The sequence below is a fragment of the Chroococcidiopsis sp. genome, from assembly GCF_051657925.1.
Taxonomy (GTDB): Bacteria; Cyanobacteriota; Cyanobacteriia; order Cyanobacteriales; family Chroococcidiopsidaceae; genus Chroococcidiopsis.
Map to the genome: position 1 here is coordinate 1 of NZ_JBOFLP010000167.1, position 16,166 is coordinate 16,166.

The 16,166-nt window shown below is 44.7% G+C and carries 14 protein-coding genes; 13 read left to right on the forward strand and 1 reads right to left on the reverse strand.

Annotated features, from left to right (window positions below):
* Nucleotides 1–107 precede the first annotated feature (107 nt).
* Nucleotides 108–3,815: a chromosome segregation protein SMC gene (gene smc / locus ACRC32_RS13620; RefSeq protein WP_438554478.1), complete on the forward strand. Its 3,708-nt coding sequence runs from the start codon at nt 108–110 to the stop codon at nt 3,813–3,815.
* A 99-nt stretch (nt 3,816–3,914) separates the two neighbouring features.
* Nucleotides 3,915–4,922 carry a PRC-barrel domain-containing protein gene (locus ACRC32_RS13625; RefSeq protein WP_438554479.1) on the forward strand — a complete coding sequence of 336 codons (1,008 nt, stop codon included), beginning with the start codon at nt 3,915–3,917 and terminating at the stop codon, nt 4,920–4,922.
* A 100-nt stretch (nt 4,923–5,022) separates the two neighbouring features.
* Here ACRC32_RS13625 and ACRC32_RS13630 read toward each other — a convergent pair whose 3' ends face one another.
* On the reverse strand, nt 5,023–6,312 hold the full coding sequence (locus ACRC32_RS13630; protein WP_438554480.1) for a sensor histidine kinase: 1,290 nt from the start codon (nt 6,310–6,312) through the stop codon (nt 5,023–5,025).
* A 590-nt stretch (nt 6,313–6,902) separates the two neighbouring features.
* On the opposite strand from ACRC32_RS13630, the gene ACRC32_RS13635 reads away from it, so the two are divergent.
* From ACRC32_RS13635 to ACRC32_RS13685, 11 genes are all read left to right on the forward strand, one after another.
* Nucleotides 6,903–7,586: a carbonic anhydrase gene (locus ACRC32_RS13635; RefSeq protein ID WP_438554481.1), complete on the forward strand. Its 684-nt coding sequence runs from the start codon at nt 6,903–6,905 to the stop codon at nt 7,584–7,586.
* A 107-nt stretch (nt 7,587–7,693) separates the two neighbouring features.
* Nucleotides 7,694–7,945 carry a hypothetical protein gene (locus ACRC32_RS13640; protein ID WP_438554482.1) on the forward strand — a complete coding sequence of 84 codons (252 nt, stop codon included), beginning with the start codon at nt 7,694–7,696 and terminating at the stop codon, nt 7,943–7,945.
* 37 nt (nt 7,946–7,982) lie between these two features.
* On the forward strand, nt 7,983–8,345 hold the full coding sequence (locus tag ACRC32_RS13645) for a hypothetical protein (RefSeq protein ID WP_438554483.1): 363 nt from the start codon (nt 7,983–7,985) through the stop codon (nt 8,343–8,345).
* A complete protein-coding gene (locus ACRC32_RS13650; protein WP_438554490.1) occupies nt 8,341–9,543 on the forward strand; it encodes a proton extrusion protein PcxA in 1,203 nt (400 codons plus the stop codon). Before ACRC32_RS13645 ends, ACRC32_RS13650 begins: the two co-directional genes overlap by 5 nt.
* Before the next feature lie 48 nt (nt 9,544–9,591).
* Nucleotides 9,592–10,680 carry a bestrophin family protein gene (locus ACRC32_RS13655; RefSeq protein WP_438554484.1) on the forward strand — a complete coding sequence of 363 codons (1,089 nt, stop codon included), beginning with the start codon at nt 9,592–9,594 and terminating at the stop codon, nt 10,678–10,680.
* Between the two features lie 211 nt (nt 10,681–10,891).
* Complete coding sequence (locus ACRC32_RS13660; RefSeq protein WP_438554485.1) at nt 10,892–11,569, forward strand: response regulator transcription factor; 678 nt, start codon at nt 10,892–10,894, stop codon at nt 11,567–11,569.
* Between the two features lie 395 nt (nt 11,570–11,964).
* Complete coding sequence (locus ACRC32_RS13665) at nt 11,965–13,182, forward strand: response regulator (protein ID WP_438554486.1); 1,218 nt, start codon at nt 11,965–11,967, stop codon at nt 13,180–13,182.
* 114 nt (nt 13,183–13,296) lie between these two features.
* Nucleotides 13,297–13,587, forward strand: coding sequence for a Mo-dependent nitrogenase C-terminal domain-containing protein (locus ACRC32_RS13670; RefSeq protein WP_438554487.1), 291 nt, complete (start codon nt 13,297–13,299; stop codon nt 13,585–13,587).
* 111 nt (nt 13,588–13,698) lie between these two features.
* Nucleotides 13,699–14,091 (forward strand): response regulator transcription factor, encoded by a 393-nt coding sequence (locus ACRC32_RS13675; protein WP_015156147.1) that lies wholly within the window; start codon nt 13,699–13,701, stop codon nt 14,089–14,091.
* A 25-nt stretch (nt 14,092–14,116) separates the two neighbouring features.
* Nucleotides 14,117–14,692 (forward strand): chemotaxis protein CheW, encoded by a 576-nt coding sequence (locus tag ACRC32_RS13680; protein WP_438554488.1) that lies wholly within the window; start codon nt 14,117–14,119, stop codon nt 14,690–14,692.
* Nucleotides 14,668–16,166 (forward strand): HAMP domain-containing protein (locus ACRC32_RS13685; protein WP_438554489.1); only part of this gene is annotated, 1,499 nt, incomplete at its 3' end. The genes ACRC32_RS13680 and ACRC32_RS13685, both read left to right, overlap by 25 nt.

A 16,166-nucleotide genomic window follows, 5' to 3' on the forward strand; every position in this document is an offset into this window, starting at 1 on the left:
GCACCACTTACACAGAAACTATAGCCAATTGAATAATCTATGCTAACCTGTTGGGCATCCTGTCTTTGATACACTTGTTCCTCACACTCCTTCACTGACCAGCCTACATGGTTCATGTCAAGCGCGTAGAACTCACCAACTTCAAATCCTTTGGTGGCACGACTAAAATTCCTTTGCTGCCAGGATTTACAGTCGTCTCAGGACCCAACGGTTCTGGTAAATCTAATATTCTTGATGCTCTCCTGTTTTGCCTCGGTCTAGCAAGTTCTAGAGGAATGCGGGCGGAACGCCTACCCGATCTTGTCAACCACGACAAAGCGACACGCGGAAAATCGGCAGTAGAAACGATTGTGACTGTGACTTTTGATTTAGAGGGGAGTCGGGAGTCGGAAGTCGGGAGGAGCCAGTCGCTTGCGGGGGTTCCCCCCGTTGTGCGAACTGGCGTTCAGGAGTCGGGAGTGAATGGAAATGGGAATGGGCATTATGTTGAAGATTTAGAGGACAAGGGGGACAAGGGAGACAAGGAGGAGGAAGACACATCCCTCACTCCTCACTCCTCACTCCTCACCCCTAATGAATTGACGATTACGCGCCGCTTACGAGTCACTCAGCAGGGTTCGTATACGTCAACTTATTACATTAATGGTTCTACCTGTACTCAAACTGAGTTGCACGAACAACTGAGTCAGATCCGCATTTATCCTGAAGGCTACAATGTCGTGCTGCAAGGGGACGTGACGAGTATTATTTCCATGCACTCGCGAGAACGACGGGAGATTATTGACGAACTAGCAGGGGTAGCGAATTACGATCGCAAAATTATTCAGGCAAAAGAAACCTTAAATGAAGTTAAAGACAGGGAAGACCGCTACCGCATCGTTGAAACTGAATTAATTACGCAACGCGATCGCCTGTCTCACGATCGCATCCAAGCTGAGAAATATCAAAAGCTGCGGACGGAATATCAACAGAAACAGCAATGGGAAATTGTCTTAGTTTGGCGATCGCTGCAACAGCAACAAGAAAAGTTGGTGGCGGAAATTCAAACGGGCGATCGTACCCTAACTGAATTAACGACTCAACTTACTATCCTCAACACCCAAATTCAGCAGGTAACGGCAGAATTAGACGCACTCAACGCACGGGTGAAAACTCTGGGGGAAGAAGAACTCTTATCTCTGCAATCAACTCTAGCCACCCAGGAAGCCGAACGGCGACAGTTACAAAATCGTCAAAGAGACTTGACAAATGCTTATGAAAATGCTGGGAACGCTTACACGCAACAACAGTTAGAAATTCAACAACACCAAAATTCTCTGGTGCGGTTGCAACAACAGCAACAGGAAATCGTGGCTCAACTTTCTTCCCTGCGTCAACAACGAGATGAGGCGCAACAAACCTTAGAACAAAGTCGTACAGAAGCTAGTGCAGTCGCCGATGCTTCCGATGCTTGGGTGCAACAACAAGCCGCTTTAAGTCGCCAAGTTGAATCTCTGCTGCAAACTGTAGAACCCCAGCGTACCGAACAAGCGCAATTAAAAGAGCGATCGCATCAATTAGAAAAGCAAATTCAAGAGCAGACTGGGTTGATTCAAACTTTAGAGCCAGAACTGGCGACAAAGCAAACGCAATTAACCGAAATAGAAACTCAATTATCGAGTCAAATCGAGCAAATTCAATCTTTAGCTCAATCTTTAGCTGCGGCTGAAGCCGAATTGCAAGTTCAACAGCAAACTCAAAATCGCCTACTCCAAGAACAAAGAGATAAACAGCGCCAGTTGGATAAGTTGGAGGCGCAGTCTCAAGCCTTGCAGGAAACTCAAGGGACTTTTGCCACAAAAATTTTGCTGCAATCAGGTTTAAGCAGGATTTGTGGTTTGGTAGCCCAACTCGGGAAAGTCGAACCTCGGTATCAACTAGCTTTAGAAATTGCAGCTGGGGCGCGATTAGGACAATTGGTAGTAGAAGATGATGGCGTGGCGGCTTCGGGGATTGAGATCCTGAAGCAAAAACGAGGGGGGAGGGTGACGTTTTTGCCCCTAAATAAAATTCAAGCCCCGCGATTTTCGCCTGCTTCGGGGTTGCGCTATGCCAATGGTTATATCGACTATGCAATTAATCTAATTGAATGCGATCGCCGCTATCAAGATATTTTTAGCTATGTTTTTGGTAGTACGGTTGTTTTTGCCGATTTGCAATCAGCGCGTTCTCATTTAGGGCAATATCGGATCGTCACCTTAGCGGGAGAATTGTTAGAAACCAGTGGGGCGATGACTGGGGGTAGTATCAGCCAGCAAAATTCAAGTTTGCATTTCGGTACGAGCGATGCTACTGAATCTCAGGAAGTTATAGAGTTAAGAAATCGCTTGCAGGAAATCGATCGCATTTTGGCTCGGTGTGGTGAATCGATTGGTAATTTGACAGCTAAAACTAAAAATCTATCTCAAGAGTTAACAGAAGCGAAGACCAAACAAAGAGAAAATAATCTCCTGAAGGATCAATTACAAAAAGAAATTCGCAAGCTAATCCAACAAGTGGAAACTGGGCAATCGCAACTAGCTCAGAACACAAAACAACTATCTACGGTACAAGCTAGATTAGAGACTTTAGAACGAGATTTACCTACACAAGAAGAACAATTACAACAACTACGTCAAGCTTTAGTGGAGTTAGAACAATCTCAAACTAACAGTCAATGGCAGCAAATTCAAGCCGCAATTAGACATCAAGAACAGGAATTACAAACTAGAATCGAGATAGTTCGTAACGCCGAACAGCAATTGAAAGACATAGAAAATCAAACTCAAAGATTGCACGAAAAAATTCAAGAATGCGCAGTGCGATCGCGAGAATACCAACAACAGCAACAAGAAAATCAGTCGCAGCAAGCTGCTGTCAATGCTCAATTACAGGAGATTGGCGAACATTTAAAGCAGATCCATACATCCTTGAAAGAAATCGAACAGCGGATGACGGCGGAAAGACAAGAACGCGATCGCGCCGAGCAAAAACTGCGGGAACTGCATTTAAACCAACAACAGGTAGAATGGCAACAACAAAAGTTGCAAGAAACGCAAACATCGCGGCGAGAAGATTTAGTTAACTTACAAGCGCAGATTCAAATCCAAGCCGCAGAAATGCCCGATCCCCTACCAGAAGCACCGGATAAGGTCGATCTAGAACAATTGCAGAAAGAATTGCGATCGCTTGTCAAGCGCATGGAAGCGATGGAACCTGTCAATATGTTGGCGTTAGAAGAATACGAACGTACCAACGCGCGTCTAGAAGAATTAAGTCAAAAATTATTGACCCTAGAAGCCGAACGCACTGAATTGTTATTGCGGATTGAAAATTTTACCACTCTGCGTCAAAGAGCGTTTCAAGAAGCCTTTGATGCGGTGAATGAAAACTTTCAATCTATTTTCGCCACTCTATCGGATGGGGATGGATTTCTGCAACTCGATAATCCAGAAGATCCATTCACCAGCGGACTTAATTTAGTTGCACATCCCAAAGGTAAACCCGTGCAGCGTCTAGCTTCTATGTCAGGGGGAGAAAAATCTCTCACGGCGCTGAGTTTTATCTTTGCCCTACAACGCTATCGCCCATCACCTTTTTATGCCTTTGATGAGGTAGATATGTTCCTAGACGGGGCAAATGTAGAACGATTAGCTAGAATGATCGAACAACAGGCTAAACAAGCACAGTTTATTGTCGTGAGCCTGCGCCGACCCATGATAGAATCAGCCGAACGTACAATAGGAGTGACCCAAGCGCGAGGAGCTTATACGCAAGTTTTAGGCATAAAATTGTAACCCTAAGACAACTTTGGTTGAGGATTCCATCATAATAGTATCGATCGTTAGAAAGTATTAACCGTTAACCCTGATTCGAGATCGGGACTCCGCAAAGCAATGACCTCTGAAAACACTATTAAACGCTCCGACATCTTAAATACAAAGGTGATCGCGGATGACAACGCCAAAGTATTAGGGGTTGTCAGCCAATTATGGGTAGATATCGATCGCAGGGAGGTTGTAGCTCTTGGTTTGCGAGACAACCTGATCGCCTTTGCTAGCGTACCGCGTTATATGTACCTGAGCAGCATCAGCAAAATCGGCGATGTGATTTTGGTGGAGAACGAAGACGCGATCGAAGATATCGATGTAGAGATTTACAGCAACTTAGTTAAGTGTGAAGTCATTACAGAAACAGGTCAACCCTTGGGGCGAGTGCGTGGCTTTACATTTAACGCTCAAACAGGCAAAATCCATTCTTTAATTATCGCTTCGCTGGGTTTACCCCAGATCCCCGACCAGGTAATTAGTACTTATGAATTGCCAATCGAAGAAGTTGTCAGCAGCGGTCCCAATCGGTTAATTGTCTTTGAAGGCGCTGAAGAAAGAATTAATCGTTTGAGTGTTGGAGTGCTAGAACGGCTTGGTATTGGTAAAGCACCTTGGGAGAAAGAAGAAGACCAGTACTATACTCCCACAGCAGTGCGACCGGAAAACCAGCTTGGAAGTGGCGTACCGTTGCAAGCACCAAAAGCCCAACCTCTACGGACGACTCAACCTGCGGTACAGGAAGCCTGGGATGAGGATGAATACGAGTATGAAACAGTCCAGCCTCGGATCGAACAGCAGCCATTACGCCGCCAGCAGTACGAACCCAACAGATACGATCGCGATTTAGAGGAAGAAGAAAACTGGAGTGAAGCGTCGGGAAGCGATCGCTATACGCCTACACCTCCACCCCGCTACCCCGAACCCCAACCGTTTGAACCGAAGCCATACACAGCACCGAAAGATTTAGATGACGATCTCGATGGCGATGCTTGGGGAGAAGACGAAGAACCGCAGCCTTTAAATATTCCCAAGAAAATCAAGCAACCAGAGTACGAAGAAGAAGGCGGCTATTAGGAAAGTCAAAAGTCAAAAGTTAAAAGTCAAAATGTAATTCATCATCTAAATGTAGAGGCGTTACATGTAGCGTCTCTACATTTTTTATGTTTTGATGCCATTATGCCTGAGGATCTAGCGGTAGTAAAACGCGAAAGCTGCTACCAGCACCTAATCTACTGCTGACTTTTATTTCACCTTTATGCTGTTGGACGATTGCTTGAGCGATCGCTAGCCCTAAGCCTAAACCATCTTTTTCAGATTTAGCTGTATCAGCTCGCCAAAAGCGCTGAAAAATGAGTGGTAGCGAATCTGGTGGAATACCAATTCCCGTATCTTCGATCCGAATCACAGCAAATCGTTGCTCTTGTTCTAAAAATAGCGCTACTCTTCCCCCGTCGGTTGTGTACTTGAGTGCGTTATCTAGAAGATTAGAAAATAAGCGGCTGAGTTTATGGCTGTCGCCTTTCACGACTATACCAGTACGTAAATGCGGGGTGAACTGAATTTGCTTACTTTGAGCTTGTGGTTCAAAGCGTTCGACTAAATCATGTAGTAACTCTTCTAAGCGAATCGGTGCAAAGTTAAAATCGCGATCGAGGCGATCGCTAGCAATATTAGCTCTGGATAGAAATAGTAAATCTTCTACCAAATGAATGATTTGCTCGTTGGCGCGATCGATAATTGCTAACTTTCTCACCTGAGCCGGACTTAACTCTTCTGGACTATTACGTAATAAATCTACTGTAGTACCAATCGCGGTTAGGGGATTGCGTAGTTCGTGCGCTACATCTCCGGTAAAGTGTTTTAATCGCCTTAAATTACGTTGCATTGGTTGGAGAGTGAGCCAAGTTAAACCAATACCGCTAATACTACTTAATAGTAATACTGTGACTCCTCCCACAATCAGACCTGAGCGTAGTTGCTCTAACTTCCACATCAAATCTTGAGTAGACTCGCTAGCGCGAATATATCCTTCTAAGCGTAATGTAGTTTTATCTCTATCTTCGGTATAAACAGCAATAGAAAAAGTTCGAACTTGTCCTTGTTGCTGTAGGATTGGAAAGCCCTCTTGTAAACCATCAGCTAAGGCTTGCGACAATGACGAATTAGCAAAAAATTTTCCCTCTTTTGCTAAGGGCTTACCTTTAGGATTAAACCATTCAAGGCTTTGATTATGGCGAAATAACTCTTGCCAAGGAAGTTCATCATCTAATCTTTGAATTCCTCGGCTTTTGATGATTCGCAAACTAGGAATAGCAGCTTCAGCCAAAATCTGTAAGCGATCGTTTAACTGTTGCTCTAGACTACGGCTATAAAAGATATAAATAGCTGTGCTAGATGCACCAAATATAGCAGACATTACTAATAAATAAGTTAGTAAAAATAACCAACGTAATGATTGAAACATTGAATATTTACACTGATCTTAACTCAATCGGATATCGCGCTCGATTCTCAATAGAGAAAGAGATGCGATAAGCTCCAGTTCAACTCGAATCGTACATGAGAATAGTGCAAAAAAAGTAATAAAAGAGCGACTTTAATCTTAAAATATAATCGTGAACTTAACATGAAGATTGCATGAGAAGACTCTCATGTTTTGAGAGCAAGACTTCAGTTACCCACTACCTCTGTTAAGCTACGGGAGACAAATGCGGTAAATCTGGGTGATTTATAAGTCTGGCGTTATAGCTATCATTAGTCATTGGTCATTGGTCATTGGTAGTTCTGCAAACAACCTGTGGCGTAGACGAGAGGGTGAGATGTCAGAACGCTGAGGTAGTTACCTTGGTTTAAATGGCGTGTCTGTAAAGTACGTGGGACGAGAAAAACTCAACTAGCGAGATTTTCTGCTTGGCGAGATAAAGCGCTATTTCACCTATTCTCAACTTTGTCTCAACTTTGTCACTTTTTTATTCCAGGTTTATTACATTTATTGGTTTAACTTATGACATGCATAAGGAAATTCCCAAGTCAAACCAAGAAAGAGGTATTCCCATGAGCAACATCTTCTCTATCAAAAGCGATCGCACCCAGCAGTCTGCTAACGTTCACGCTAATGTGCTGGCATCCTTCAATCAAGAACAAAATTCGCCAAAAATCGACTTTACCGCTTACATTCACCCTCTAGCTGCCGTAATTGGTAACGTTTATCTTGGCAAGCGAGTGATGGTAGCTCCCGCAGCATCAGTACGAGGCGATGAAGGACAACCGATCTGGGTAGGAGATGATGTCAACGTACAAGATTGCGTAGTGCTTCATGCTTTAGAAACTCACGTCAATGGTGAAATGGTGCATGAGGCTGTAGTAGAAGTTGAAGGTAACTTCTATGGAGTATACATCAGCGATCGCGTTTCCCTGGCGCATCAATGTCAAGTCCACGGTCCAGCCAGCATTGGTACTGATACTTTTGTCGGAATGCAATCTTTAGTATTTCGAGCCACAGTCGGCAATAACTGCGTTATCGAACCCAAAGCTTTAGTCATGGGAGTTAATATCGCCGATGGCAGATACGTTCCCGCAGGTTCTCTGATCACTACACAAGAAGCTGCTGACAATTTACCCTTAATTACCAACGAATATCCCCTCAGATTCCTCAATCAAGCCGTGGTTCACGTCAACACGCAGCTAGCCACTGGCTATCAAGGCATTGGTACTGCCGAGCAATTGAAAGCAGCATAAATAAGTCGTAAGTCGTAAGTCGTAAGTCGGAATTAACTGCTCGTGCGCTCCCTGCTCCCTGCTCCCTGCTCCCTGATAACTGATAACTAACAATTACTCACTTCACCATGACACCCAAACTGAAATTAGTTACCACCAACGGTCAAGCAGCATCGCGTCAATCACTTTCTATGGCTGTTGGCATTCCCAATAAAAAACATATCCCTGCTGGAGCAATAATTACTAGCCAGTCGGATGTAGAAAATTTACCTACTGTGACTCAGAGTCACCGCCATCAAAATCACTACCGTCAAATTAACTCCTGTCAAATTGACTCCTGTCAAAAGGGCAAACACCCTCTGCTAAAACTTGTTGCCTAAACACTCACCCTGCAAGTATGGAGAGGAGGACTGAGGGATGAGTATGCACTGTCCCGAACAGTTACGATCCTTGACGAGTAGCATACTGATGACATTACTACGCAACCAAGACATCGTTTGCCCCACAGTCACATTTATTACACGAGTTCCCATCCCAGCCGTACTCATTGGCATCCAAAAGCAGTGGTCGATCGCCTATAAAAAAGTTTCAGGTAACAGCGATCGCCTCACGCAGAATTTAGTCCAAAATGTACTCCAAACACCCCAGTTGCAGCATGACTTCTACCTTCTTCAACAAATCCACAGACCCCCTTTCTCAACTCAAAGGAAAAATCTTTGGTACGCCAGAGCGATCGCTAGAACAAGCATATCAAGCCGCGCTGAGCATAAAATCGATTGAAGACCGATATTTTCATGGTGGTAAAGTAACTGCATCAGCCGCTAACAATGCTCAACTCCCTGCTAGCGTGCAAGCTGATTTTGAGAAGCATTTAAGTATACTCAAACAGCAAATGAAGGAGTTTAATACGAGTAGTTCTACGCAGGGAAATTTAGGGCAAGACCACCTGATGCGGCTCTTTTTTACCGAAGGAACTCTGACGAAATACACTCTCGAACCTCAATCATCGGCGGCGTTAGTTCCTTTTTCAACTAATTTCCCAAGCAATACTTCATCCCAGCTACCCACTCCACCAATTCAAGTTATTGAGGTGAAACAAGCGATCGCCCCAGAAAAAACTAGAGCGAGGCAACTCCACCGCAAAAACTCTAGAAATTCAGCTCCAGAAAATGCCGAACCGCAAGTCAAAGCTGGAGTTCTACCGCGTTCTCTTGAGCGAACAATTAATAAAATCAAGAATGAGCTTGACCCAAATGCAGAGGCAGAAGTTGTCAAATCATTTCGGCGATCGCAAAAAAAGACTGTCGTTGCCATTAGGTTACTGGCATTGTTGATTTTGATTCCTTTAATAACTCAGCAAGTATCCAAACTTTATTTGGTGCAACCAATTGTCGAGCGCGTGAGAAACGAAGCAGTTACGCCAGTCTTCTTAAACTCTGAAATGAAAGAAGAGGCACTCAAAGAACTGCAAACCTTTGAAGAAGAACTCAAGCTAGAACGTTTGATGGGTGCAGCACCTGCACTAACTTCAGAAGCAATTGAAGAAAAGGTCAAAGATAAAGCAACTGAAATTTCTCAGGAATTTCGTCATCGTAGCAATAACGCTGTTAGTAATGTTTTTGCTGATATCATCGCTGTTTTATCTTTTGCTTTAGTGTTACTATGGCGACGTAAAGATATTATGATGCTCAAGTCATTCATGGATAATATTGTGACTGGCTTGAGTGATAGTGCTAAGGCTTTTTCAATTATTCTGATTACCGATATCTTTGTCGGGTTTCACTCTCCTCATGGTTGGGAAGTTTTGTTAGAAGGACTATCTAGTCATTTAGGAATTGCAGCAAATCGCGGTGTAATCTTTCTATTTATCGCCACAGTTCCGGTCATTCTCGCCACAATTTTTAAGTATTGGGTTTTCCGTTCTCTCAGCCGGATGTCACCATCAACGGTAGCGACTTTGAAAGAGATGAACGATTAAATTTGTGTCATTGGTGCTAGAAAATGCTCGTAGAATGAGGTTGAGTTGATGATTTTTTCCATCAGTAAAAAGGCTCGCAGTCGCCAAAATCGATCGCAAAAATTTGCTTCAATCAAGCGATCGCAGTCACATCACCGTAAATTAGTAGCATTGCGATCGTTTCGCGAAAAATTCCAAATCTATACCGGAGAACAATTACACTGGCTGCAAGTTACTCAGAGACTTTTAACCTCTGTCATTCACGGAATTCTGCCTTGGGTCATTATGTGTGGGAGTTATGGCTTACTAATTTCTTTACTCGATCATTATGGAAAGCTGCCTGCTTTCTTTGCTGACAGTAAAATAATTCAAAATGTCGTTATTAGTTTTAACGTCATTCTTAGCCTACTACTGGTGTTCCGCACCAATACAGCTCACGAACGCTTTTGGGAAGGACGCAAACTTTGGGGTTCAATGGTAAATACTACACGCAATTTAGCACGGGGAATCTCAATTACGATCGAACAAAGAGAACCGCAGGAGCGAGACGAAAAAAGTGCTGCTGTCTATCTAGTTGCTGCCTTTGCTGTGGCGATGAAAATCCATCTACGGCGAGAACCAATGAATTCAGAATTGGAGCCGATGATGTCACCGTTACAATATCATCAACTGCAAAATGTCAATCACGCTCCCTTAGAAATTGCTTATTGGATGGGAGATTATTTGCAACATCAATTCGAGCGCCAACGTCTAAACATTTTTCAGCTGACATCCTTGCACGAACTATTAGATGATATGGTAGACATTTTAGGTGGCTGCGAACGCATCCTGAAAACTCCCGTTCCCTTGGTATATACCGTTACTCTCAATGCTTTGCTATGGATTTATTTCCTGCTTTTACCTTTTCAGCTAGTTGGTGGTATCAAGTGGTGGACTGCACCGATCCTTGCCTTTATGAGTTTTCTCTACTTAGGTATCAATGAGGTAGGGGCAGAAATTGAAGAACCTTTCGGTCGCGATGCCAATGACTTGCCCTTAGATGCTATCTGCGCCACAATTGTTCGTAACCTCGAACATATCATCCAATTTGCCCCCTGCGCCCGCGTGCTGCGCCCCAGTAGTGGTAATGTTCTCGATTTACCGCGAAAAACTGCTTGAATCGCGCTACTACCTTACGTTCTGTCCTTCAGTGTATAGTTTTTGACAATTAAATTCAGTTTTCTTTACCTTCGATCGCAGCAATTACCTGTAACATGAACTAATTCTCGAATGAGTCCGAGCAAAGAATTAGTTTGAGCGATCGCCACCTAACAACCTTCTGAGAAGTAGGTTCACCCTTGCTAACCTGTTTTTGGAATGACATACCATCATGAGATTGTTACTAGTCGAAGACGATAAACTCATCAATCAGTTACTTGCAGAAGCACTCAGTAACCAACATTACGTCGTTGATGTTGCCGCTGATGGTCACGCTGGTTGGGATTTTGTCAAGTCTTTTGATTACGACTTAGTTCTGATTGATGTCATGCTGCCTAAAATGGATGGCATTAGCCTTTGTCGCCAGTTGCGGACTCAAGGCTACCAAATGCCAGTCTTGATGTTAACAGCTAGAGATGCAACCGAAGATCGCGTCAATGGACTCGATGCGGGTGCAGATGACTACGTGATTAAACCATACAAACTGCAAGAATTATCGGCACGTATCCGCGCTTTATTACGCCGAGGTGGTTCGTCCCTACCTCCAGCAATGAAAAGTGGCAATTTATCTTTGGATGTAAACACGCGGGAAGTGACTTATAAAGGCTGTCCCCTCAGACTGACTCCAAAAGAGTATCGCTTACTAGAACTCTTCATGCGAAGCGGCTCTAAGGTTCTCAGTCGTAGTGCAATTTTAGAAAATCTTTGGTCTTTCGACGAACCGCCGGATGAAGATGCAGTCAAAGCTTTGGTCAAACGTTTGCGTCATAAGCTCAAGTTAGCAGGTTCGCCTGGAGATCCCATTGAAACCGCTTACGGTGTAGGTTATCGCCTCAAGCAAGACCCATAAGAAATCGTAGGTCGTAAGTTGTAGGGGCGAGTTTTTTGAAGATTTTGTGGAAAAACAAAGAGTTTTTCACTTAAACCCGCCCGTACTTGATGTCAAAAGTCAATAATTTTTTAATTACGGCAGAAAAGATCCCCCCATCCCCCCTTAAAAAGGTGGGTTATAGGAACTCGTCTGTATTGCAGTTTTAGTGAAATGGTATGACCAATGACGGATGACAACTTTGTCCCAGTTTTGTCACCTTTTGTGGCTTATTTTATACACTAAGGTGCTAGCAGAAGAGAATAAATGTTTTAAATACTACTGCGTCCATTTATATTCTCAATGCATTGTATCCTCAACGCAGGGTAGTCAACAAATCCCAAGAGTAAGAAAAAAACAGATTGCAGGAACAGGCAATGAATAACAGCATTCTTGAAAAATCAGTTGATGCCCTGCTAACTAGGAGAAATGATGCTCCATTAATTCGGGATTTCACCCCCCCAAAGCAGGTTGAATTGTTTGAAACCTTGAAGCAGTTGCGGTTTAACGGTCAACTGATTCTGACAAACTCCTGCGGTAGAAAATGGATTCTGCACGTTCACCGAGGTTTGATTATCTACGCTACTGGTGGAGAACATCCAGTCAGGCGATGGAGACGGAATCTCGCAACACACTTACCTCAAATAGCAAGCGATCGCTCGCTATCAAACGAATCGTGGGAGAATCAATTAGCCACGACTTCGATTGAAGGTTCTAGCGTCTGCTGGCAGTATCAGTTATTGACTTCATGGCTCGAACAGCAGCAGATAACTCCAGAACAAATGGCAAGATTTGCATGGTCGGTCATTATCGAAGTTTTGTTTGATGTTACTCAAGCAGTACAGGTTGCCTACGAACTCAAGCCCAGTAGCAGCACGCTGACTCCCGTAGTTGCGATCGATGCCGCTCAAGCGATCGCCGAAGTCGAACGATTGTGGCAAGCTTGGCAAGCAAACAGACTCAATTATTCTCCTAACAGCGCCCCAGTTATTAAACAATCGGAAGAATTGCAACACAGCATCTCTGCTCCAGCTTATCAAGCCTTGAGCCAGCTACTAGACGGACAACATACGCTACGGGATATTGCCGCTCAGATGCAGCGAGATGTCAACTCGGCACTGCGTTCTCTCCTGCCATATATTCAGTCAGGGTTTGTGGAGTTGATTAATATTCCCGATCTTGCCGCTCCGGTTCTCTCATCACTTACACCTCATGATACTCAAGCACCGTTGATTGCTTGTGTAGATGACAGTTCTTGGATATGCCACATCATGGAAAAAGTGATGACAACAGCTAACTATCGATTTGTTGGCGTAAATGATGCACTGCGGGCGATTGGAGTTTTGCTAGCCATCAAACCAGATTTAATCTTTCTCGATTTGATGATGCCAAATATTAACGGATACGAACTTTGCAGCCGTCTGCGTCAGCTTTCTTGCTTCCAGCACACGCCAATTGTCATCCTCACTGGAAACGATGGCATTATCGATCGCGTCAGAGCTAAAATTGTCGGTTCCTCAGATTTTCTGGGCAAGCCCATCGATCCCGATCGAGTTCTAGGCGCAATTCACAAACATCTCAAACACAGTACGTGAGCAGTTATCAGGGAGCAGGGAGCAGGGAGTAGTTAACTGTCAACTGTCTTCACGCAGTGTAGCGTAGCGTTTACTGTCAACCGTCAACCAAAAAATGCTTCTGTGAGGTTTTCAATGAATACCAGAGCAAACACCAACAAACTTTGGCTGAGTCTCATACAGCCAACTCAACAAAAACTGGAATCTATCGAGATTCGTCGCCCGAAAACGGCTCGATTTGTCTGTCGCGTGATTCCAGCAAGTTGTCCCTTCGAGCGAGACATTCGATTTTTCGATCGCAGTCTGTTACATGTTCCACCCTTATGTAAGCTCAATCCTTTCTACGAGCAGTTGGTATTGTTGCGGATGAAGAGTTTAACTTATCTGGCGCAAGAATGCAGCCCAGAGATGAAAAGCTGTTGCTGAGTTTAGGGACAGGGAGCAGGGAGCAGGAAGCACAGAGCAGTTACTAATCGCTAGTCGCTCGTTGCGAATCGCTAACCGCTAATCGCTAATTGCCAATCTTTGGTGAATTCTATGGATATTGCCCTCGTTGTAGAAGATTGTTTGACCGAGCGGGAAGCGATCGCCAGCTATTTGCAACAAGGCGGGATCAGCGTCTTGGCTGCTAAGAGCGGAGAAGAAGCCCTGGAAAAAATGAGTGACTGCAAGCCTGACATCATTATTTTAGATGTTGTCTTGCCAGGTCGGAGTGGATTTGAACTCTGCCGTGCTTTAAAAGCTAACCCATCCACCAAAAATACCCCTGTTATCCTCTGTTCGAGAAAAGGGACTGACATGGATAAATTCTGGGGTTTAAAGCAAGGAGCAGACGCTTACTTACCGAAGCCTGTAGCGCCAGAAGAATTTATTCGCACTGTGAAGCAACTGCTATTGGTTTCACACGGTGAAACAACTCTCATGGTTTGAACCTAACGTGTGAGGCGAGACAATTATGGTATCCAAGTCACCAAAGTTAGACTCCCAGGAGGCATCACCAGAAAGAGTAACTTTCACCGATGCTGACGAGCAATTTCTGCGCTTTTACCTCGAACCAGACACAGCAGCCTTGCTTCCCGTAACTCAGTTGCTAGAAATCTTGAAGCTGTCTGCGGAACAGATCGTACCGATCCCGCACATGCCAAGTTGGGTCATGGGAGTTTATAACTGGCGGGGTGAAATTCTCTGGATGGTCGATTTAGCTGAATTAGTCGGGCTGACTGCTGGCGATCGCTACCAAACCAGCAACGTTCTAACTTATACAGCAGTTGTCTTGCAAGCTAACCTCTGCGATCGCCTACCTGCACCGACAGCAGAAACCCAAACAATCGGTTTAGTCATAGAGCGAATTGACGACATCGAATGGTGCAATCCAGACACAATCCAACCGCCGCCATTTACTGCTGTTTCTACTCCCTTCGCTCCCTTCGTGCGCGGATATAAGTTAAGCGGCGATAGCGAAATGACAGCAATTTTATCGGTCAAAGCGATCGCTGCTGCTGTCAGTTGTCAGTTAACAGTTGTCAGTTAACAGTTATCAGTTATCAGTTATCAGTTATCAGGGAGCAGGGAGTAGAGAGCAGGGAGTTTGTATTAATTCCGAATTTCGACTTCCGACTTCCGACTTCTCCCCAGCTCAAGAGCAGCTCTCTTCTCTACAGCCATGAGGTAAATTTCATGTCGCAGTCAACTCTCAAGCTCGATCCGCCAAACCCCGATCGCGATCGCATCTCGCCTCAGTGGGAGCGAGTTTCGGCAGTAGCGCCAGATTCAACTGCAATACCGAGCCAATCGCCATCAACTCAATCGCCATCAATACAGAAAAACGTACCTTGGCAATCTTCACTATCAAGGGGTCTGCGTTTCTGGAAAGGTTTGAGTTTGCAACATAAAGCAACAATTTTGGCGATCGCAATTGGTGCTATTCCAGTCGCAACTGTTGGCGGCGTTGCCTACACCATAGCCAATAATTCTCTAGAGCAGCAAATTATTGCCGAGCAGGAAAACCGCACGCTTGATGTTCGGCGCGGCATTGGCATGGCAACGCAGCAAACAATCGATGATGCGGAAACGATTAGTAATTCTCCCATGTTGGCAAATTCTAGGCTGAGGGCGGCGGCGACTGAAGGACAGAAAATTGCGTTGTTAGATAGCTTTGTCGAGGCACGTAGCGGTAGATATGACAGTATCGTCGTGTTCGACCTCAAAGGAAATTTAATCTTTCAATCCAAGTCAACGCAGCCGTTTAAGCGCACAGAAAACTATAGCGATCGCGAATATTTTCGGCGGGCGATCGCGACTGGAACTCCCGCAGTTAACAATCCTAAAATTGCGCCTACCTCCGGCAAAATTAGTTTAGAAGTTGCAGCTCCAATTAAAGATATAGAAACAAATAAGCTTGTAGGAGTTGTTCGCTTGCGAATGCCGTTGATTCATCTGAACGAAACCTTTGAGTATATTGAAGCGCAAGGATGGGAATACAAACTGATCGGTGCTGACGGGAATGTTTTTGCGGCTGATGAAATTGGGCTAGTTGGGCATTACATGGGAGAAGATTTTCGCGATTTGCCGCAGTTGCGTGCCAAGGTTTTAGCTCTTGCGACTACAGACCAGCCCAAGCACGAAGACAAGCTAATTTCAACTCAAGTAGCGTGGGACAAAAATGATGGTGAGAATGCACTGATAAGCTTCACGCCGATCGGGAAATTGGATGGACTGCCAGAACCAGGTTGGGGATTGGTAGTTTCTCGTCCCGTCGATCGCGCCTTTGCACCTTTACTAGAACTACGCCGAGTTCTCTGGTTGGGAACTGGAGTAGCTGCCCTATCGATCGCGGCGATCGCCGCAGTTTTGGCTAAGCGGGCGACTTATCCGATTCTGAATGCTGCTAAGGCTGTGGCTCAAATTGGTTTGGGTAAGTTAGATACTCGCTTGGCAGTTCGTGGCACGGCTGAAATGGCTGTTTTAGAAACTAGCATCAATAGCATGGCGAAGCAGCTAGAGGA